Raw genomic sequence first — 18,538 nt, forward strand, 5'->3', positions numbered from 1 at the left:
TGGGGCCGTTGCTCACTCATGCGTTGACCAGTCTCTTGACGATCGAGGTGAAGAAGCCGAGCCCGTCGGTGGACGGCCCGGTCAGCGACTCGACGGCGTGCTCGGGATGGGGCATGAGCCCGACCACGTTGCCGGCCTCGTTGCAGATCCCGGCGATGTCGTCCTGGGAGCCGTTCGGGTTCAGGTCGAGGTAGCGGGCGACGATGCGGCCGGAGTCGGCCAGTTCGAGCAGCGTCTCCCGGTCGGCGGTGTAGCGGCCGTCCCGGTTCTTCACCGGGATCACCAGTTCCTGGCCCTCCTGGTACTCGGAGGTCCACGCGGTGTCGGCGTTCTCGACGCGCAGCCGCTGGTCGCGGCAGACGAAGTGCAGCCCCGCGTTCGGGAGCAGCGCGCCGGGCAGCAGGTGCGACTCGCACAGCACCTGGAACCCGTTGCAGATCCCGAGGACCGGCAGGCCGGCGCCCGCGGCGGCCACGACCTCGGACATCAGCGGCGCGAACCGGGCGATCGCCCCGGCCCTCAGGTAGTCCCCGTAGGAGAACCCGCCGGGCAGGACGACGGCGTCGACCCCCTGCAGGTCGTGGTCGCCGTGCCAGAGGGCGACCGGCTCCGCGCCGGCCAGCCGCACCGCGCGTGCGGCGTCCTTGTCGTCAAGGGAACCTGGGAAGGTGATGATCCCAACCCGGGCAGCGTCCATCTGTTCTGTTCCTCCGAAATGAGGTGCGGCCGAGACGATCGGGATCTCCTCCGCCGATCAACCCCGATGCGCGTCGCATTCCCCCGCGCGCAGGTCCCAATCTACCCGGCGTTGGGAATGAGGTTGCGGTCGAGGCGCCGGACCAGCGCCCCGTCCCTCCAGGTCAGCCGCTTTCGCAGGTGAACGACGGTGCCGCGGTCGGGCGCGGAGTCGATGTTCAGGTCGTCCACCAGCGCGCGCATGAGCCCGATGCCGCGCCCCGACTCGCTCAGCGGCCCGGGCTCGGGCGGGGCGGACCGCAGCCCGCGGCCCCAGTCCATGATCTTGAGCAGGCAGGTGCCGTCGTGCACGTGGCCCGTCACCTCGTAGTCGCCGTTCGCGCGGGCGTGCTCGATGACGTTCGTGCACGCCTCGGAGATCGCGACCAGGAGGTCGTCGACGCAGTCCTCGGCGACGCCGAGGCCGCGCAGGGCCTCGCCCGTCACCCGGCGGACCACCGGGATGCTCATCGCGTCGCGCGGCAGCGCGAGCGAGAACCTCATATCCACCCGGACACCTCGTGTCATGCTCCGGGCGTCCCGACCGTGCCCCCGGTCCCGGAGCGTGCTCGACGACTCAACGCAGCTAACACTTCCCCGGAGGAAACTTCCGTAATCGCCACAGTCGCGGGCCCGCGGATTGGAACGGGCCATGTCACGACCGGAAAACGGCGGCGTTCGCCCGCCGGTTCGGGCGGCGGGCCGGTCCCGGCCACGCGCCCGGACGGTTACAGAACGTGAACCTCGTAGTTCTCGATGACCGGGTTCGCCAGCAGCGTCTCGGCGATCTTGCCGACCTTCTCCAGGGCCGCCTCGTCGGCGTCCCCCTCCAGCTCCACCTCGAACCGCTTGCCCTGCCGGACGGCCACGACCCCGTCGAACCCCATCTGCGGCAGCTTGCGGGCGATCGCCTGCCCCTGCGGGTCGAGGATCTCCGGCTTGAGCATGACGTCCACGACGACACGCGCCACGGTCGCCCCCTCACTGATCTGCGCTTTTGCTTACGATCCTGAAGCGTACGGCACCATGGCCCATCACGAGCCATCAGCACCCCCGGAGCCAGCCGATGAACATCGAGGACCTCACCCCCGTGGAGCGCCGCCTCTGGGAGGCGTTCCCCAAGGGGGAATCCGTCGACCTGTCGGTCGGCGACCAGGCGATGGACGACATCACGCGCTCCGACCGGTGGGGACGTGACCGGATGGTCAGGGCAGAGGTCCTCGTCGCGCTGCTCGTGGGCGCGGTGGAGGCCGAGCCCGGCCAGGTCGCCGCGGTGCGGCTCGGCGGCGCCCGCATCACCGGCGCGCTGAACCTCGGGCACGCGGAGGTCCGGGTCCCGCTGGCGCTCACCGGATGCGACTTCGACGAGGCGCCCCACCTGTACTGGGCGAGCATGAACAGCGTCCACCTGATGCGCTGCCGGCTGCCCGGCCTGATCGCCTCCGGCACGCGGGTGGACGGCCACCTGTGGCTGGAGGGCAGCCGCGTCAACGGCGGCCTGTGGCTGGACGGGGCGAACATCACCGGCATCCTCAACCTGTCGGGCGTGCACCTGTCCAACCCGGGCGGGGACGCGATGCTCGCCGACCGCCTCTCGGTCGAGGCGAACGTCTACTGCGACCAGGGGTTCGCCGCCAACGGCGAGGTCCGGCTGCCGGGGGCCCGCGTCGGCGGCCAGCTGATCTTCCGGGGCGCGCGGCTGTACAACCCGTCCGGCGCGGCCCTGTACGCCAGCCGCCTGGACGTGGCCGCGAACGTGTTCTGCGACGGCGGGTTCAGCGCCGAGGGCGAGGTCCGGCTGCGCGGCGCCCGCGTCGGCGGCTACCTGTCGTTCGTCGGCGCCCGTCTGGCCGCCCCCAAGCGGACCGCCCTGAACGCCGACGACCTGGCCGTCGAGACCGACGTCTACTGCTCGGACGGGTTCACCGCCGTCGGCGCCGTCAGCTTCTCCGGGGCCCGCGTCACCGGGCAGCTCAGCCTGCGCGACGCGCGCCTGCTCCACGACGAGGGGACCGCGCTCGGCCTGCAGCGCCTCCAGGCCGAGGAGCTGCTGATGCGCACCGCCGAGCCGATCAAGGGGACCGCGGACCTGTCCTACGCGCGCGTCAACCTGCTGCGCGACGACGCCGCGTCCTGGCCGGAGCGCCTCCAGCTCGACGGCCTCCAGTACGAGACCCTCGAACCGCCGCTCACCGCCCGCGAGCGGCTGGCGTGGCTGCGCCGCGACACCGACGGCTACGCCCCCCAGCCCTACGAGCGGCTCGCGCAGACCTACCGCTCCCTCGGCCTGGACGCCGACGGCCGCTCCGTCCTGCTCGCCAAGGCCCGGGACCGGCGCCGGACGCAGGGCCTCCCACGCAAGATCGTCGGCTGGTTCCAGGACGTGCTGGTCGGCTACGGCTACCGCCCGTTCCGCGCCGCGAGCTGGCTGATCGGCCTGCTCGCCTTCGGGACGATCGTCTTCTCGGTCCACCGGCCGGACGTCCTGGACGACGGCCACAAGCCGCACTTCAACGCGTTCTTCTACACACTCGACCTCCTCCTGCCGATCGGCAACCTCGGCCAGGAGATGGAGTTCGCGCCCAAGGGCGTCTACCAGTGGATCGCGAACTTCATCGTCGCGGGGGGCCTGCTCCTCGGCCTGACGGTCGCCGCGGGCGCCACGCGGGCCCTCTCCCGGGAGTAGCGAGCCGGGCGATCCGGACATGGGGGGCAGCGGACGTAACGTGCGTCACGCCCGGGTCGCGGGGTAGGGCCGGGGGTAGAACCTCCGGTGGCGGGACGCGCATCGCGGTGGCGGGGGCTTGCATCGCAGGGTGTGATGTCTGCCACGATGGTGTTGCGGCTTTTGTCCCTTACCGGGGGCGGGCCGTCGACATCGGCCGACCGCGCGGCGACCCCGCGCGACGGCCCCGAACGAGGAGTGTCATCGATGACGATCGACTCCGTGCGCGGCGCGCCCGACACCCCGAAGGCCGCCGAGCCCGAACTCGTCCAGCTGCTCACCCCCGAGGGCGAGCGGATCGAGCACCCGGACTACCCGCTGGACCTCGGCCCCGAGGACGTGCGCGGCCTGTACCGCGACCTCGTGATCGTGCGGCGGATCGACCAGGAGGCCGTGGCCCTCACCCGGCAGGGCGAGCTCGGCCTCTGGGCGTCGCTGCTCGGGCAGGAGGCGGCGCAGATCGGCTCCGGGCGGGCGGCGTCCGCCAACGACATGGTGTTCCCGACGTACCGGGAGCACGGCGTCGCCTGGTGCCGGGACGTGGAGCCGCTGAAGCTGCTCGGCATGTTCCGGGGCATCAACCACGGCGGGTGGGACCCGAAGGAGCACGGCTTCCACCTGTACACCGTCGTGATCGGCAGCCAGACGCTGCACGCGACCGGGTACGCGATGGGCGTCCAGAGGGACGGCGTGCTCGGCACCCCGTCCGCCGGCGCCACGATCGCCTACTTCGGGGACGGAGCGACGTCCCAAGGCGACGTGAACGAGTCCTTCGTGTTCGCCTCGGTCTTCAACGCGCCGATCGTGTTCTTCTGCCAGAACAACCAGTGGGCCATCTCCGAGCCCCTCGAACGGCAGTCCAGGATCCCTCTCTACAAGCGCGCGCAGGGTTTCGGCTTCCCGGGCATCCGCGTGGACGGCAACGACGTGTTCGCCTGTCTGGCCGTCACCAGGAAGGCCCTGGAGAACGCCAGAACCGGCCAGGGCCCCACGCTCGTCGAGGCGTACACCTACCGGATGGGCGCCCACACCACGACCGACGACCCCACGCGCTACCGGCTGAAGACCGAGGAAGAGGCGTGGAAGCTCAAGGACCCGATCGAGCGCGTCAAGGCGTACCTGGTGCGCGGCGACATGGCCGACGCGGGGTTCTTCCAGAAGGTGGAGGACGAGGCCAAGCAGATCACCAGGGAGCTGCGTGAGGCGTGCCTGGCGCTTCCCGACCCGGAGCCCCTGTCGATGTTCGACCACGTGTACGGGGAAGAGCATCCGCTGATGACCGAGGAGCAGGAGCAGTTCGCCGCTTACCTGGCGTCGTTCGAGGAGGAGGCGAAGTGAGCACCCTGACCCTCGGCAAGGCCCTCAACGTGGGCCTGCGCAAGGCCATGGAGAACGACCCCAAGGTCCTGGTCATGGGCGAGGACGTCGGCAAGCTCGGCGGCGTCTTCCGCATCACCGACGGCCTGCAGAAGGACTTCGGCGAGGAGCGGGTCATCGACACCCCGCTCGCCGAGTCCGGCATCGTCGGGACGGCGATCGGGCTGGCGCTGCGCGGCTACCGGCCCGTGGTGGAGATCCAGTTCGACGGGTTCGTGTTCCCCGCCGCCGACCAGATCATCACGCAGCTGGCGAAGATGCGGATGCGCTCGCTCGGCGCGCTGGAGCTGCCGGTCGTCGTCCGGATCCCGTGCGGCGGCGGCATCGGCGCGGTCGAGCACCACTCCGAGTCGCCCGAGGCGTACTTCACGCACACCGCCGGGCTGCGCGTGGTGGCGTGCTCGAACCCGCTGGACGCCTACTCGATGATCCAGCAGTCGATCGCCTCCCCCGACCCCGTGGTCTTCTTCGAGCCCAAGCGCCGCTACTGGGACAAGGCGGAGGTCGACACCGACGCCGACCCCGCCGACTGGACGCCGCTGCACCGGGCCGCGGTCGTGCGGCCGGGCGAGCACGCGACGCTGCTCGCCTACGGGCCGGCGGTGAAGACGTGCCTGGAGGCGGCCGGAGCCGCCGCTGAGGAGGGGCGGGAGCTGGAGGTCATCGACCTGCGCTCGCTGAACCCGCTCGACATCGGCACGGTGACCGACTCGGTGAACCGGACGGGACGCTGCGTCGTCGTCCACGAGGCGCCCGTGTTCAACGGGTACGGCGCCGAGCTGGCCGCCCGGATCACCGAGAAGTGCTTCTACCGGCTGGAGTCGCCGGTGCTGCGCGTCGGCGGGTTCTCCACCCCGTACCCGCCGTCCCGCATCGAGGACCATTACCTGCCCGACCTCGACCGCATCCTGGACGCGGTCGACCGGACCTTCGCGTGGTGACGCCGGTGAGCCAGCCCAAACTGTTCAAGCTGCCCGACGTGGGCGAGGGCCTGACCGAGGCCGAGATCGTCAAGTGGCACGTGCAGCCCGGCGACACCGTCGAGGTGAACCAGACCATCGTCGAGATCGAGACGGCGAAGGCGATCGTGGAGCTGCCCTGCCCGTTCGAGGGCGTGGTGACCGAGCTCATGGTCACCGAGGGGCAGACGGTGGACGTCGGGGTCCCGATCATCGCGGTGGACCCCGGCGGCGAGGGCGGCGTGGCGACGCCGGTGTCCGAGCCCCCGGCGCAGGCGGCCGCGCTCCGCGAGGAGGGCGTCCCGACCGTCAACGAGCCCGGCATGGTGTCGCCGCAGGAGCCGCCGAAGCGCACGCCCGTCCTCGTCGGCTACGGCGTGAAGGAGGGAACGACCAGGCGCCGTCCCCGGAGGTCCGCCAACGGCGCGGCGTCCGCGGCCCCGGTCGCCCCGGCGCCCGCGCCCGCCCCGGAGGCGCCACCGGCGCCGCCGGCGCCCCGTCCGAGCCCCTCGGGGAACGGGCTGCCGCTGGCCAAGCCGCCCGTCCGCAAGATGGCCAAGGATCTCGGGGTGGACCTCACGTCCATCACGGGGTCGGGCCCGCAGGGATCGATCACGCGCGAGGACGTCCTCGCCGCGCGGTCAGGCGCCGAGGCTCCCGCCGCGCCCGCCCAGGCGGGCCCGCGCGAGGAGCGGATCCCTGTCAAGGGCGTCCGCAAGGCCACCGCGGCGGCGGTGTCCGGTTCGGCCTTCACCGCCCCGCACGTCACCGAGTTCCTCCAGGTGGACGTGACGCGGACGATGGAGACCGTCAAGCGGCTCCGCGAGCTGCCCGAGTTCGCAGACGTGAAGGTGTCGCCGCTGCTGCTGGTGGCGCGCGCGCTGCTCACGGCCGTGGCGCGCAACCCGATGGTGAACTCCGCGTGGGCGGACGGCCCGGACGGCGCGGAGATCGTCGTCAAGCGCTACGTGAACCTGGGGATCGCGGCGGCCACCGAGCGCGGCCTCATCGTCCCCAAGATCAAGGACGCGCACGAGCTCGACCTGCCGGGCCTCGCACGCGCCCTGAACGAGCTGGCGGCGAAGGCCCGCGCGGGCAAGGCGTCCCCCGCCGACCTGTCCGGCGGGACGATCACGATCACGAACGTCGGCGTGTTCGGGGTGGACGCCGGCACCCCGATCCTCACCCCGGGCGAGGCCGCGATCCTGGCGTTCGGCCAGGTCCGGGACATGCCGTGGGTGCACGAGGGCGAGCTGGCGATCCGCAAGGTGACCACGCTGGCGCTCTCGTTCGACCACCGCATCGTGGACGGCGAACTGGGCTCCCGCGTCCTGCGCGACGTCGGGGACATGCTCGAAGACCCGATCCGCATGCTCGCCTGGTCGTAGCCGCCGGGTCGTCGCCGCCGGGCGGCGGGCAGGACCGAGGGGCCGGTGCCGAGCGGTCGGCACCGGCCCCACGCCGTCCCTGGCGCATTCAGGATGACTGCGTCGCGCCGGCGAAAGATTCTTCCTTTTCCGGGTGAGATCCATAGGTGGGAGCATTGCCCCTGATCACCCCTCCCAGTACACTCGCCAGCTACGCGAAACCTCCAATCTCGAACGGACGGGAAGAAAGGACACGCGGGCCTCTCCAGAAGGAGATCCCGTTCCCTACCTGATCGAGAAGCATGACGACTGCCTGTCTACGATTGCCGACCCCCGCACCCAGTCCCACCCTGCCATGGCAATGGGGCCCTGCTGCGCCGGGGAGACACCCGAACGCGGCCTGCATCGGCTCTGACCACTCGGTCTCCACCATGCGCTGGACGTTACGTCGCGTCCAGTATGGCGTCACCCCCCATTCCTGAAGTCCGTGGTCTCATGACCGGGCCTCAAAGCTCACGGGACGGCCGCCTCCCATAACCGGCCATTCCCAAAAAGGACCGACCCTCCGGCGACCGATACCAGGCGCCACTGTGGTCGAGCCGCGACTCCGGGTAGGCGGAAACCGACGGCTGCGGTAACCCGCCGAAACGGAGCGCTTTCGCACCGCCGAGTGACCGCTGCTCGCTTCCCGGCAAAGAACTCATCATGCGAGGAACCGCGTTCCGCGCGCCCAAAACCGAGATCATTGGAAAGGGACACACCTTGGACTCATTGAGCAGGCATGTGATGGCGCAGCCAGAGGCCGCCGAACCCATGATCATGCACAACACGATCATGGGCGAGGCGGCGGGAGCATCCCTCATCGCGCTGGCCGTGTTCCTCTTCCTGGCACGACGCGGCGACCGGCTGTGGGCCAGGGGGTGGGCGCTGACGTTCGGCGTCGGCTCCCTCATCCTGACCTCTCTGAGCTGGGACGCCATCACCACCGGCCCGTTCACCGCCAAGCCCGAGATCAACATGGTGTTCGGCGGGCCACTGTTCTGGTTCGGCGTCCTGCTCGGTGCCGCCGCCCTCTACCTCTGGGTGCACGGCGACACGCTGCAGGAGCCGACGGGCGCGAAGCGGGGGGAGACCGAGCTCTACCGGTTCACGGCGACCACGCGCGGAACCTTCTCTCCGGTGTATCTGCTGGTCCTGGCCGCCGGCCTCAACCTGCTGGGCAACGCCGCCGCCATCGTCCGGTTCAATCTGGTGGGCGGCGCGCCCGCGTCAGAGCCCATCACCGGGCGTCTCGGGCACATCGCGTGGATCGAGAACAACTCCTTCGGCCTGGTCTACGCACTCGCCGGCATCGCCACGATCCTTCTCATCGGCGCCGTTCGTGACCTCGGGGGCCGCGTCGCGACCGTCGTCATCACGCTGTTCTTCGCGTCCGGTCTGTTCTTCCTGGTCTTCAGCACGCTGAACGAGTACACCCATCCAGGATTGATGATCAACAAGTGCGTGCAGGGAACCATGGAGAACTGCGCCGAGTGGAAGTACAACTACTAGCGACCAGCCTGGTTCGCTCGCCGGGAGCCGCTGACGCCGTCGACGGTCCCGAGGGGCGTCCTCGGCCTACCGCTAGGAGACGGGAACCTTCTCGACCTTGCCGAAGGGCCCGGCGTCGAAAGTCACGGACGTGACGTCGCCGGGCGGGGCGGGAAGGTAGACGAAGCCGCGGACGGGCTCGTTGACCGCAGTGCGGAACACGACCCGTCCAGCGTCGACGTAGTTGGTGGGACGCCCCGGCGTGGGAGGACCGACACGAACGGCGCGGTAGACGTCCTTCTTGCCCGGCACCTGGATCGAGAACGCTCCGAAAACTCCGCCCGGATAACTCGGGTTCGGGTAGGACGCGTCCGGCGGCGTGGTGCCGGGCCCCTCATTCACGATGTCGAACACGGCGACGATGTAGGCGCCGTCCCGGTAGAAGGGTTTGACCTCAAGGCGCCTCTTGGCGGCTCCAAAGGGAGCCGTGCGCGACGCCATCTTCTGCCGGTCCTGCGCCCGGAAGGTCGCCGGTGAACCGGAACCCGGCGCCGACGACTTGAGCTGGTAGGTAACGTCGACCCCGTCACCGTCCTGCCGCCCGTTCGCCGTGTAGGTGAAACCGGTGCCGAGTCTGGTCTTCATCTCGTTCAAAAGCGCCTGGGCCCGATCCCCGGACACCTTGGCGTCACTGGCATGCGCCACAAGCGTCAGCGCGCCGGCCGCCTGCCCCTTGACCTTCTGGGCGACCCCGTCCAGCGCGGCCTTGGCCCCACTCGTCAGCTTGGCCGAACCAGCCTCGAACAGGGCATCGCTACGCAGACCGACCGTGACGCTCGATCCGTTGGACGAGACAGTCCGCCCCTCCTCCTCGACGATGTCGTACAGCTCCACGGGGTTCCCGCTCGGCGGGGACGACGCCGTAGCCGACGGGGAGGTCGTGATCGGGGAAGGTGCGCCCGCCATGAACGGCTCGGCCCCGACCGAGGGAGTGGACGACGCCGACGGAGAAGACGAGGCCGACCCACTCGGCGGCGCGGACGAGACAGACGGCGTGGCCGGCGTGGCCGGCGTGGCCGACGCGGCGGCGACCGGGATCCCGGTGAACTCCCCGGCCGTCCCCGGCGTGATCGCGGTGACCTTCTGGACGGTCGCCGGGATCGGCGGATAGTCGGCGGTCATCTCGCGCGTCGTGCCGGGCGCGAAGCCGGAGCCGCTGGTGGTCCCGGTGGGCTTGTAGAGCTTGCGCCCGGCCGCATCCAGCAGCGCGATCTCGAACGGGACCGACTTCACCGACGAGTCCAGCGACGTCACGCTGTAGCGCAGCACCGACTTGGCGGCCTGCCGCTCGACGCCCCTGATGGCCACGCGCGCGTGCAGGCCGTCCGCGCCCCCGAACCACCCCTCCTTGGCGTACGCGCCCGCGGGCTGCACGGTGGGCAGAGCGGCGCCCGTGCGAACCGTCGGCGGAGCGACCTTCTCTGCCAGGTCGGCATCGGCGCATCCGGCCACGAGCAGCAGGCCGATGGAAGAGACGGCGAGGGGCAGCGCACGCATCGTTCATCCGCTCGGGGAGGGGGACGGGCGAGGGACGCGGGCAACAGTAGTCAACCACCCCACCCCCCGCCAGAACCCCAGCGATCCGCGGCCGCCGGTGGCGGTGCTCCGTCGGCCGGGTGCGGGGTCTGGAATGCCGCCGAGCGGCGGGGGTCGCGCATATGATCAGTGCGAACTTCACAAACCAGAAGAAATTTCCGGTTCTGCGGAGTCTCGTCGTATCCATCGGCGCGATCTCCAGGGGACCGGCTCATGGCTGATCCTCCTGCGCGCCTGTCCGAGGGGATCAGAACAATGAGGAATACGCCGGCCGCCAGGCCGGACAACATAGCCCTGGGCGCGGGTCTCACCCTCGTCGAGGGTTCGTCAAAGCTGTTCGGGCGCTCGATCTTCAAGAACTACCTGCTCGAGGGCATCACGATGTCGGCCCTGGTCGTCGCGACGGCCGAGTACGGCATCGGCGCGATGGTCATGCTGCTGGTGGCGTTCAGGCTCCAGATTCTGGGGCTGTTCCGCCACATGACGTCGCGGTCCCAGCGGTTCCGGTACACCCGGCGGGCCTTGAAGGCGACCATCGTGTTCACGACGGTCGTTCTCATCCTCACGGTGGCCGAGTACGGCACCGTGCTGGCGGCTCTGCTGGTGGTGTTCAGGTTCCAGGTACCGGGTCCTTACCGTCCCGAGGAGCCGCGGCCCGTGCGGCTCCGGTTCACCTGGAAGACCGTGACGGCCGTCATCGTCTTCGCCGGCTGCAACATCGCGGGCCGGGGAATGATCGTGATGGCGATGATGTCGGCGGGGACGGCCCTCGCCACCATCAACGCGATCACGTTCGCCGTCTCGACCATGACCTACTCGGTGGGGGTCTGGAAGACCGGGCAGTGGTTCGCGGCGATGCTGGTGCCGCTGCTCATCGTGCTGGGCCTCGCCGTTTCCATCGAGGCGTGGCACATCACCGCGAGCCCGTGGGGAGTCATCTGGTCCATCGGATCGGCTCTCTCCGGCGTCGTGTACATGGCGCTGTCCCGAGGTTTCGTCGAGCGGGGCGGCGCGGAGGCCGATCAGTTCCAGGCGCTGGGCACGGGCCTGGGCGTGGTCGGTCTCGGCGTGTGGGCGATGCTGGCGGGCGAGGATCCGTCGGTCGGCTGGTCCTGCGGGGTCCTCTTGGCGCTGCTCTGCACGGCGCTGATGACCGTCGTCGTCCCCCGGTACCTGCACATCCGGGCGAGGAGGGCCCTCGGGGACGCCGTCTACACGATCTTGTGGAGCGTCATTCCGCTGCTCGGCCTGCTGGTCGACCTGATCATGGAGCAGAAGATCCCGACGGCCTGGCAGGTCATCGGGATGTCCTGGATCAGCGTGGTCGCGGCCGTGGCGTCCCTGCTCCGCAAGCAGCCCGAGGCGGAGATCGTCAAGCGGCGAACGTTACGCGAGATGATCATGCGCCTGAAAAGGCCGCTCGGCTGCGTGTGATCCAAGCCGATCGGTATAGTTCGTGCGGTTTCGCCTAATTCGCACGAATTCCACGCCGGGGAGAACAGGCTCAGTCTTCCCACCGTTTGCGGTGTCCCGGCGGAAGGCTCGAAGCCTCTCCGCCGGGACACCGTTCTTCCCCGGGTTGCTGTTGGTGTGGCTCAGCGGTAGGCGGCCAGGCCGTCCGCCAGTTCTTCTTCGTCGCCGTCACGGATTGCGTAGAGGGCTTGCTGCAGGGCGAATGTGTTGCGGATCGCGGTGATGCGGGTGACGAGTCCGGCATCTGGCCAGTGGCCCAGGGCGAGCAACCTTTCCAGGAACTCACGGCCGTAGCTGGCACCGATCGCAGCGAGGTCTTCGGCCTGGTCGCCGAGGGCGACATCGTCCCAGTCGAGTACTCCGGCGAGGCGCGGCAGTCCGTTCGTCCACTCCCACAGGACGTTTTCGGCGCCGAGGTCGCCATGCACCACCGCTTGGGCGGGGTGGGGAAGGTCGTCGAGTGCTGCGAGCTCCCGCTCGGCCTGTAGACGCCCATTGTCGGACATGAGCGGGAACAGCTCAGCGCGCACACTCTCCGCGAACCGCCGCCACCGGTCTTCTGCCGCGTGAGGGAGAACCGCTCGTGCCGTTTCGTCGTTGCCGGCACGCGCCAGGCCGGACAGCAGCGTGGCGTACTGCTCTGCCACGGTCTCGGCTACTTGAGCATCCTTGAGCGCCTCGCCCTCCAGCGGTTCCCCGGGAATGCGGCTGAGCACCAGGAACGGTGCCTCGTCGTTGCCGTGGGCGCCGCCTTGGAGCAGCGGCTCAGGTATGCGAAAGCCGAGGTCAAGCCCGGCGAGTGCGTGCAGTGCGGCTGCCCGCTCGGGCAGCCGGGCGGCCGCTGCCGGGGTGCGAGGCAGGCACACGACGCGGTCTGGCCCAATGACCACTGTGTGGAATTGCCCCTGACGCTCTGCGAGGTCGTCCGGTTCGGCACCGGGCAGCAGACGGCTCAGCAAAGCGCGATGCGTCGTACGGATGCTCACGAGTGAGACCTCTGGGTTCTTCGAAGCACGGGCTGTGCGAAAAGTAAGAAGCGACCTCCGGAGAGGTCGCCCATGAAACCAGACGGAACCTCGGCGAGCCGAGGAATCATCCTTCCATGTCGTCAGTCGCCCAGGATCTTGTCGGGGTCGTAGCCCGCGAGATCCAGCGCTTGTTCGAGTTCTTCGTCGGTGGCGACTTCGTCATCGCCTTGGGGGCCGCTGGTGTTGGCCATTTTCTTTGCTCCCTGCCTCGCAGTGAGCCGACGGCTCTTGCCGCCGACCTTGGTGATCGTCCGGGAGGCGGGGGCGTTGTCAAGCCTCGGAGCGGCCGGCCGGCGTCTCGTCGACGACCTCGCGACCCGGCCGCCGGACTTGGCGAAAAAGCAGTTGGCTGGGTGGGGTGGGCGCTGCTAGTTTTTCGGAGGCCGTGCTGAAGAAAGAGGAGGTGGTACCCGTGAACCTGATTTCGACATGGGTGCTCCCCTCTGGGGTCACGGTCGGGCGGTAGGTCGTCCGGGAGCGCCGTTCGAGAGCACTCCCGAAAGGCACGACCATGCAGTTCACTTCTGAGCAGCGTCTCGACGACGGGCTCCTTGAACGCGAATTCACCCTCGGCGAGGTTCCCGGCGTCCTGTGGACGCCCGAGTCCGCGTCCGCAGCGGCACCGGTTCCGCTGATCCTGATGGGCCACCCCGGCGGGCTGGACAGGATGCGCCCCCGCCTGGTGGGCCGGGCTCGGCGGTCCGCGGCGGACGGCTTCGCCGCGGCCGCCATCGAGCTCCCCGGAAGCGGTGAGCGGCCCCGCTCGGCCGCCGCCGAGCAGGCCCGCGCCGACCTCCAGCGGGCGGTGAAGGCCGGTGGGCCCGTCGATGACGAGATCGTGGACCGGCTCGTCCTCCCGCTGGTCGACAAGGCGGTCCCGGAGTGGCAGGCCGCTCTGGACGCCCTCCTCGCGCTGCCTGAGATCGGCGGCCCGGTCGGACTCTCGGGCGGAGTCACCGCCATCGGGGTCCGGCTCGCGGTGGTCGAACCGCGCATAGCGGCCGCCGTTCTGTTCGCCGGGAGCTTCGTGCCTCGCGTCCTGTTCGAGGAGGCCCGCCAGGTCACCATTCCGCTGCACGTCCTGCTGCAGTGGGACGACGAAGGGAACGACCGGCAGGCGGCCCTGGACCTGTTCGACGCCTTCGGCTCCGAGGAGAAGTCGCTGCACGCCAACATGGGCGGGCACACCGGCGTCCCGCAGTTCGCCGGGGACGCCGCGGCGGCGTTCTTCACCCGGCATCTGAGCTAGCCGTCGGCCCGCTCGCCTGACAGCACTGTGGCCCTGCCCGGACGGGCAGGGCCACAGCGCGGCGGGGTTAGAAGGACTCTTCGGGGAGGTCCATCACGTCCAGGGTGGTGGACTCGGTGACGGCGCGGTCCGAGGCCAGGCGCGGCAGGACGGTCTGGCAGAAGAACTGCGCGGCCGCGACCTTGCCGGTGTAGAACGCCTTGTCGGAGTCGGACACGTCGCCTCCGCCGAGGGCGTTGAGCGCGACCTCGGCCTGGCTGCACAGGAGCCAGCCGACGATCAGGTCGCCGAGGGCGAGCAGCAGGCGCGAGGAGTTGAGCCCGACCTTGTAGAGCTCCTTCGGGTTCTCCATCGAGCCGAGCGCCCAGCCGACCATCGGGTCGAGGATGCCCTGGACGTCGTCGAGGGCCCGGCCGAGCAGGGCGCGCTCGTTCTTGAGCCGGCCGTTGCCGGCCTCGGAGTCGGCGAACGCCCGGATCTCCCCGGCGAGCACCTTCAGCGCCTCGCCGTTGTCCCGCAGGATCTTGCGGAAGAACAGGTCCTGGCCCTGGATGGCGGTGGTGCCCTCGTACAGGGTGTCGATCTTGGAGTCGCGGATGTACTGCTCGATCGGGTACTCCTGCAGGAAGCCGGAGCCGCCGAGCGTCTGCAGCGACTCGGCGCCGAGCAGCGCGTAGGCCCGCTCGGAGCCGAAGCCCTTCACGATCGGCAGCAGCAGGTCGTTGACCTTCTCGGCCGTCTCGTCCCTGCGCCCCTCGAACTCGGCCAGCTGCACGGCGTCCTGGTAGGACGCGGTCAGCAGCACGAGCGCGCGCATGCCCTCGGCGTAGGCCTTCTGCGTCATGAGGCTGCGCCGGACGTCCGGGTGGTGGGTGATCGTCACCCGCGGAGCGGACTTGTCCGTCATCTGCGTCATGTCCGCACCCTGGACGCGCTCCTTCGCGTACTCCAGCGCGTTGAGGTAGCCGGTCGAGAGGGTGGCGATGGCCTTGGTGCCGACCATCATCCGCGCGTACTCGATGACGAGGAACATCTGCCGGATGCCCTGGTGGACGTCGCCGACCAGGTAGCCGACCGCCGGGTGCTTCTCGCCGAGGGTGAGCTCGCAGGTCGTGGAGACCTTGAGGCCCATCTTCTTCTCGACGTTGGTCACGTAGGCGCCGTTGCGCTCGCCGAGCTCACCGGTCTCCACGTCCACGAGGTACTTGGGGACGAGGAACATCGACAGGCCCTTGGTGCCGGGGCCGGCGCCCTCGGGGCGGGCCAGCACCAGGTGGAAGATGTTCTCGGACATGTCGTGCTCGGCCGAGGTGATGAAGCGCTTGACGCCCTCGATGTGCCAGGTGCCGTCCGGCTGCTGGACGGCCTTGGCGCGCCCGGCGCCGACGTCGGAGCCGGCGTCCGGCTCGGTCAGCACCATCGTCGCGCCCCACTGGCGCTCCAGGGCCAGCTCGGCGAACTTCTTCTGCTCGGGCGTGCCGATGTGCCAGAGGATCTGCGCGAAACCCGGACCGGACGCGAACATGTAGACGGCCGGGTTGGCGCCCAGCACCTGCTCGGCGACCGCCCAGGTCAGCGAGCGCGGGGCGCCGCTGCCGCCGAACTCGGGGGCGAGGTCGAGGCGGTACCACTCGGAGTCCATCCACGCCTTGAACGACTTCTTGAAGCCCTCCGGCATCGTGACCGTGCCGGTGGCCGGGTCGAACACCGGCGGGTTGCGGTCCGCTTCCTCGAAGGAGGCGGCGAGCGGGCCCTCGGCCAGCCGGTTCACCTCGTCGAGGATGCTGCGCACGGTGTCCTCGTCCAGTTCGGCGTACGGGCCGCTGCCGAGGAGGTCCTGGCGCCTGAACACCTCGAAGAGGTTGAACTCCAGGTCCCGGAGGTTGCTCTTGTAGTGCCCCATTCGAGACTCCGTCTGGTTCCGGCGGCGACCGGCGGCCCCGCTGCGTACTGGTCAGTAACTCAACAGCATGCTACCCGCTGGTAACCACTGACAACCACCCCAATCGTCCGGTTTCCGGGGAGGCAGGCCACATCGATACCACGCCCGTCTCCGTCGCGTGACCCAAGTCACCCAGGCCCCCTGAGTCGCACCCTCCTACGCCCCGCGCGGGAGGGGTGGCAAGATCAAGCGGGCGCGAATTCACCCGCGGTGCACGAGGAGGTGCGCAATGAGGCAGGAGGAGGAGGCCGCCCCGAGGCTGACCGTCATCGGGACCGGCTACCTCGGCGCGACGCATGCGATCTGCATGGCCGTGCTGGGGTACGAGGTCCTCGGTGTGGACGTCGACCGGCACAAGATCGAACAGCTGGCGTCGGGCGAGGTCCCGATCTTCGAACCTGGGCTGCCGGAGCTGCTCACCAAGGCGCTCGACTCGGGCCGGCTCCGGTTCACCACCTCCTTCGCGGAGGCCGGGGAGTTCGGCGACGTCCACTTCGTGTGCGTGGGAACGCCCCAGCAGGCCGGCTCGGACGCCGCCGACCTGACCTACGTCGACGCCGCCGTCAGCTCCCTGGCGCCGCACCTGCGCCGCAGGTCCCTGGTCGTCGGCAAGTCCACCGTGCCGGTCGGGACGGCCGCGCGCCTCACCGGCCTCGTGCAGGGGCTGGCGCCCGCCGGGACCGACGTCGAGCTGGCCTGGAACCCCGAGTTCCTCCGCGAGGGCTTCGCCGTGGACGACACCCTGCGCCCGGACCGGCTGGTGTTCGGCGTCGCGTCCGACTGGGCGCACGAGCGGCTGCGAGCGGCGTTCAGGCCCGTCCTCGACCTCGGCACGCCGGTGATCCGCACGGACCTCGCGACCGCCGAGCTGGTCAAGGTGGCGGCGAACTCCTTCCTCGCCACGAAGATCTCCTACATCAACGCGATGGCCGAGGTCTGCGAGGCGGTCGGCGCCGACGTCCGGGACCTCGCCGACTCGCTGGCGCTGGACGACCGCATCGGCGGCAAGTTCCTGCGGCCGGGGCTGGGGTTCGGCGGCGGCTGCCTGCCGAAGGACATCCGGGCGTTCGCGCACCGGGCCGAGGAGATCGGCGTCGGCCAGGCCGTGTCGTTCCTGCGCGAGGTGGACGACATCAACCGGCGCCGCCGGGCCCGCACCGTCGACCTCGTCCGGGACCTGCTGGGCGGCGACCTCGCCGGCAGGCGCGTCGCCGCGTGGGGCGCCGCGTTCAAGCCCAACTCCGACGATATCCGGGACGCGCCCGCGCTGGACGTGGCGCGCACCATCCACGGCCTCGGCGGGGACGTGCGCGTCTACGACCCGGTCGCCCTCGACAACGCCCGCCGGGCGTTCCCCGAGCTGACCTACGGCGAGAGCGCGTTCGACGTGGCGCGGGACGCCGACGTGGTCGTCCTGCTGACCGAGTGGTCGGACTTCCGGGAGGTCGAGCCGGAGGCGCTGGCCGGGGTCGTCCGGCACAAACGGGTGGTGGACGGCCGTCACGCGCTCGACGCGGACCGCTGGCGCGCGGCGGGCTGGGAGTACCGCGCCCTGGGCCGCCCCTGAAGGTGTGCCGGTCTCCGCGCCAGGTGGCGCGGGGACCGGCGAGGCGGGAGGCTAGCTCATTCCCGCCAGGGTCTTACTGGCTCCCGCCGTGGAGGCGGCGGGAGTGGGCGGTGGCCTCCTCCGCAGTGACACGGGCGTCGTCCATGGCCTGCTTGTTCTCCGGAGTCGGGTCCTGCACGTACGCCTTACCGGCGTCGCGCAGGGCGTCCTGCGCGGTGTTCATGGTCTCCTCGGCCGCGCGGGCCTGGTCAGCCTTGTTCTCGTTCGTCACGGGTCTCTCCGTTGTGAGTCCTTCACCGCGGCTACCGCGGCGGAGCCTTCATCCGATAGCTCACGCAGACCTTGCCTGCGCGAGCCCCCAGAGGATGAAGAGCTCATGAAGAGCCGTCCGGCAAGGGGATCGAGCCGCAACAGGCGTCCGAGGCGGGCTCTCGTACGCCGGCATGGGGGAACATCCCGGGGAGTGGGGCCGTTGGGCGAGGTGAGGGCCATGCCCACGATGGGCGCGTGGTCTCTCCCGGACGAGGTGCGCCGTACCCGGAACGCGAAGACGGCGCGTGACATCAGTCGTCTCGTCATCCGGGAGTGCCACCATGGCCTGGATCCTCGTCATCGTCGCCGGCCTCTTCGAGGTCGCCATGGCCCTGTGCCTGAAGGGCAGCAAGGGCTTCACCCAGCCGCTGGAGTCGGCGGGGTTCCTCGTGTTCGCCGTGGCGTCCTTCGGGCTGCTCACCGTCGCCCTCAAGCACCTGGAGGTCGGCACCGCCTACGCCGTCTGGGTCGGCATCGGGGCCGTCGGGACGGCGGTGCTCGGCATGCTCTTCATGGGCGACGAGGTCTCCGCGACCCGCGTCGTCGCGCTCGCGTTCATCGTCCTCGGGGTCGTCGGGCTGAACCTCGCCGGAGGCGGCCACTGACCGGCGGCGCCGGCAAGCGGCGCGGACGGCCAGGAACGGCCACCGCCTGCGCAGGTCAGCCGAGTTCCCGGAA

The 18,538-nt window shown here is 70.1% G+C and carries 16 protein-coding genes and 1 riboswitch; of the genes, 9 read left to right on the forward strand and 7 right to left on the reverse strand.

The features are described 5' to 3' along the window. Positions 1 to 16 precede the first annotated feature (16 nt). The 3 genes from purQ to purS form a co-directional block, all read right to left on the reverse strand. A complete protein-coding gene (gene purQ, locus ABD944_RS00485) occupies positions 17 to 697 on the reverse strand; it encodes a phosphoribosylformylglycinamidine synthase subunit PurQ (protein ID WP_345171110.1) in 681 nt (226 codons plus the stop codon). A gap of 101 nt (positions 698 to 798) precedes the next feature. Further along, on the reverse strand, positions 799 to 1,239 hold the full coding sequence (locus ABD944_RS00490) for an ATP-binding protein (RefSeq protein WP_345171822.1): 441 nt from the start codon (positions 1,237 to 1,239) through the stop codon (positions 799 to 801). 224 nt (positions 1,240 to 1,463) lie between these two features. Continuing rightward, positions 1,464 to 1,706, reverse strand: coding sequence for a phosphoribosylformylglycinamidine synthase subunit PurS (gene purS / locus ABD944_RS00495; RefSeq protein WP_089315160.1), 243 nt, complete (start codon positions 1,704 to 1,706; stop codon positions 1,464 to 1,466). 95 nt (positions 1,707 to 1,801) lie between these two features. Here purS and ABD944_RS00500 point away from each other — a divergent pair, with 95 nt between their 5' ends. The 5 genes from ABD944_RS00500 to ABD944_RS00520 all read left to right on the forward strand — a co-directional run bounded on the left by ABD944_RS00500 (position 1,802) and on the right by ABD944_RS00520 (position 8,714). Beyond that, positions 1,802 to 3,421, forward strand: coding sequence for a hypothetical protein (locus ABD944_RS00500; RefSeq protein ID WP_345171112.1), 1,620 nt, complete (start codon positions 1,802 to 1,804; stop codon positions 3,419 to 3,421). Positions 3,422 to 3,667: 246 nt separating this feature from the next. Then, entirely contained in the window at positions 3,668 to 4,798 is a 1,131-nt protein-coding gene (pdhA, locus tag ABD944_RS00505) for a pyruvate dehydrogenase (acetyl-transferring) E1 component subunit alpha (protein WP_345171114.1), read from the forward strand. Continuing rightward, on the forward strand, positions 4,795 to 5,778 hold the full coding sequence (locus tag ABD944_RS00510) for an alpha-ketoacid dehydrogenase subunit beta (protein ID WP_345171116.1): 984 nt from the start codon (positions 4,795 to 4,797) through the stop codon (positions 5,776 to 5,778). Before pdhA ends, ABD944_RS00510 begins: the two co-directional genes overlap by 4 nt. Before the next feature lie 5 nt (positions 5,779 to 5,783). Continuing rightward, complete coding sequence (locus tag ABD944_RS00515) at positions 5,784 to 7,184, forward strand: dihydrolipoamide acetyltransferase family protein (protein WP_345171118.1); 1,401 nt, start codon at positions 5,784 to 5,786, stop codon at positions 7,182 to 7,184. A gap of 765 nt (positions 7,185 to 7,949) precedes the next feature. After that, entirely contained in the window at positions 7,950 to 8,714 is a 765-nt protein-coding gene (locus ABD944_RS00520; RefSeq protein ID WP_345171120.1) for a DUF981 family protein, read from the forward strand. A 72-nt stretch (positions 8,715 to 8,786) separates the two neighbouring features. Here ABD944_RS00520 and ABD944_RS00525 read toward each other — a convergent pair whose 3' ends face one another. After that, the gene (locus ABD944_RS00525; protein ID WP_345171122.1) at positions 8,787 to 10,250 is read right to left on the reverse strand and encodes a hypothetical protein; all 1,464 of its coding nucleotides are present in this window, start codon (positions 10,248 to 10,250) and stop codon (positions 8,787 to 8,789) included. Between the two features lie 294 nt (positions 10,251 to 10,544). Here ABD944_RS00525 and ABD944_RS00530 point away from each other — a divergent pair, with 294 nt between their 5' ends. Then, complete coding sequence (locus ABD944_RS00530) at positions 10,545 to 11,723, forward strand: DMT family transporter (protein ID WP_345171124.1); 1,179 nt, start codon at positions 10,545 to 10,547, stop codon at positions 11,721 to 11,723. Between the two features lie 161 nt (positions 11,724 to 11,884). On the opposite strand, the gene vph is transcribed toward ABD944_RS00530, so the two are convergent. Then, positions 11,885 to 12,748 (reverse strand): viomycin phosphotransferase, encoded by an 864-nt coding sequence (gene vph, locus ABD944_RS00535; RefSeq protein WP_345171126.1) that lies wholly within the window; start codon positions 12,746 to 12,748, stop codon positions 11,885 to 11,887. A gap of 553 nt (positions 12,749 to 13,301) precedes the next feature. Here vph and ABD944_RS00540 point away from each other — a divergent pair. Further along, positions 13,302 to 14,039 (forward strand): alpha/beta hydrolase, encoded by a 738-nt coding sequence (locus ABD944_RS00540; RefSeq protein WP_345171128.1) that lies wholly within the window; start codon positions 13,302 to 13,304, stop codon positions 14,037 to 14,039. A 67-nt stretch (positions 14,040 to 14,106) separates the two neighbouring features. Here ABD944_RS00540 and ABD944_RS00545 read toward each other — a convergent pair whose 3' ends face one another. Next, positions 14,107 to 15,942, reverse strand: a complete 1,836-nt coding sequence (locus ABD944_RS00545) for an acyl-CoA dehydrogenase (RefSeq protein ID WP_345171131.1) — start codon at positions 15,940 to 15,942, stop codon at positions 14,107 to 14,109. Positions 15,943 to 16,210: 268 nt separating this feature from the next. On the opposite strand from ABD944_RS00545, the gene ABD944_RS00550 reads away from it, so the two are divergent. Further along, on the forward strand, positions 16,211 to 17,548 hold the full coding sequence (locus ABD944_RS00550) for a UDP-glucose dehydrogenase family protein (RefSeq protein ID WP_345171133.1): 1,338 nt from the start codon (positions 16,211 to 16,213) through the stop codon (positions 17,546 to 17,548). A 73-nt stretch (positions 17,549 to 17,621) separates the two neighbouring features. Here ABD944_RS00550 and ABD944_RS00555 read toward each other — a convergent pair whose 3' ends face one another. After that, the gene (locus tag ABD944_RS00555; protein ID WP_345171134.1) at positions 17,622 to 17,819 is read right to left on the reverse strand and encodes a hypothetical protein; all 198 of its coding nucleotides are present in this window, start codon (positions 17,817 to 17,819) and stop codon (positions 17,622 to 17,624) included. Positions 17,820 to 18,044: 225 nt separating this feature from the next. Next, positions 18,045 to 18,108, forward strand: a riboswitch (guanidine-III (ykkC-III) riboswitch). A 33-nt stretch (positions 18,109 to 18,141) separates the two neighbouring features. Between ABD944_RS00555 and ABD944_RS00560 the strand changes: the two genes are divergently transcribed. After that, positions 18,142 to 18,465: a DMT family transporter gene (locus ABD944_RS00560; RefSeq protein ID WP_345171136.1), complete on the forward strand. Its 324-nt coding sequence runs from the start codon at positions 18,142 to 18,144 to the stop codon at positions 18,463 to 18,465. Positions 18,466 to 18,538 lie beyond the last annotated feature (73 nt).

The sequence above is a fragment of the Actinomadura verrucosospora genome (assembly GCF_039540335.1).
Classification (GTDB): Bacteria; Actinomycetota; Actinomycetes; order Streptosporangiales; family Streptosporangiaceae; genus Spirillospora; species Spirillospora verrucosospora.

Excerpts from the sequence above, each read along its gene's own strand:
- purQ (WP_345171110.1), bottom strand. The coding sequence starts at position 697 with ATGGACGCTGCCCGGGTTGGGATCATCACCTTCCCAGGTTCCCTTGAC.
- ABD944_RS00490 (WP_345171822.1), bottom strand. The coding sequence starts at position 1,239 with ATGAGGTTCTCGCTCGCGCTGCCGCGCGACGCGATGAGCATCCCGGTG.
- ABD944_RS00500 (WP_345171112.1), top strand. The coding sequence starts at position 1,802 with ATGAACATCGAGGACCTCACCCCCGTGGAGCGCCGCCTCTGGGAGGCG.
- pdhA (WP_345171114.1), top strand. The coding sequence starts at position 3,668 with ATGACGATCGACTCCGTGCGCGGCGCGCCCGACACCCCGAAGGCCGCC.
- ABD944_RS00520 (WP_345171120.1), top strand. The coding sequence starts at position 7,950 with ATGGCGCAGCCAGAGGCCGCCGAACCCATGATCATGCACAACACGATC.
- ABD944_RS00525 (WP_345171122.1), bottom strand. The coding sequence starts at position 10,250 with ATGCGTGCGCTGCCCCTCGCCGTCTCTTCCATCGGCCTGCTGCTCGTG.
- ABD944_RS00530 (WP_345171124.1), top strand. The coding sequence starts at position 10,545 with ATGAGGAATACGCCGGCCGCCAGGCCGGACAACATAGCCCTGGGCGCG.
- ABD944_RS00540 (WP_345171128.1), top strand. The coding sequence starts at position 13,302 with ATGCAGTTCACTTCTGAGCAGCGTCTCGACGACGGGCTCCTTGAACGC.
- ABD944_RS00545 (WP_345171131.1), bottom strand. The coding sequence starts at position 15,942 with ATGGGGCACTACAAGAGCAACCTCCGGGACCTGGAGTTCAACCTCTTC.
- ABD944_RS00550 (WP_345171133.1), top strand. The coding sequence starts at position 16,211 with ATGAGGCAGGAGGAGGAGGCCGCCCCGAGGCTGACCGTCATCGGGACC.
- ABD944_RS00560 (WP_345171136.1), top strand. The coding sequence starts at position 18,142 with ATGGCCTGGATCCTCGTCATCGTCGCCGGCCTCTTCGAGGTCGCCATG.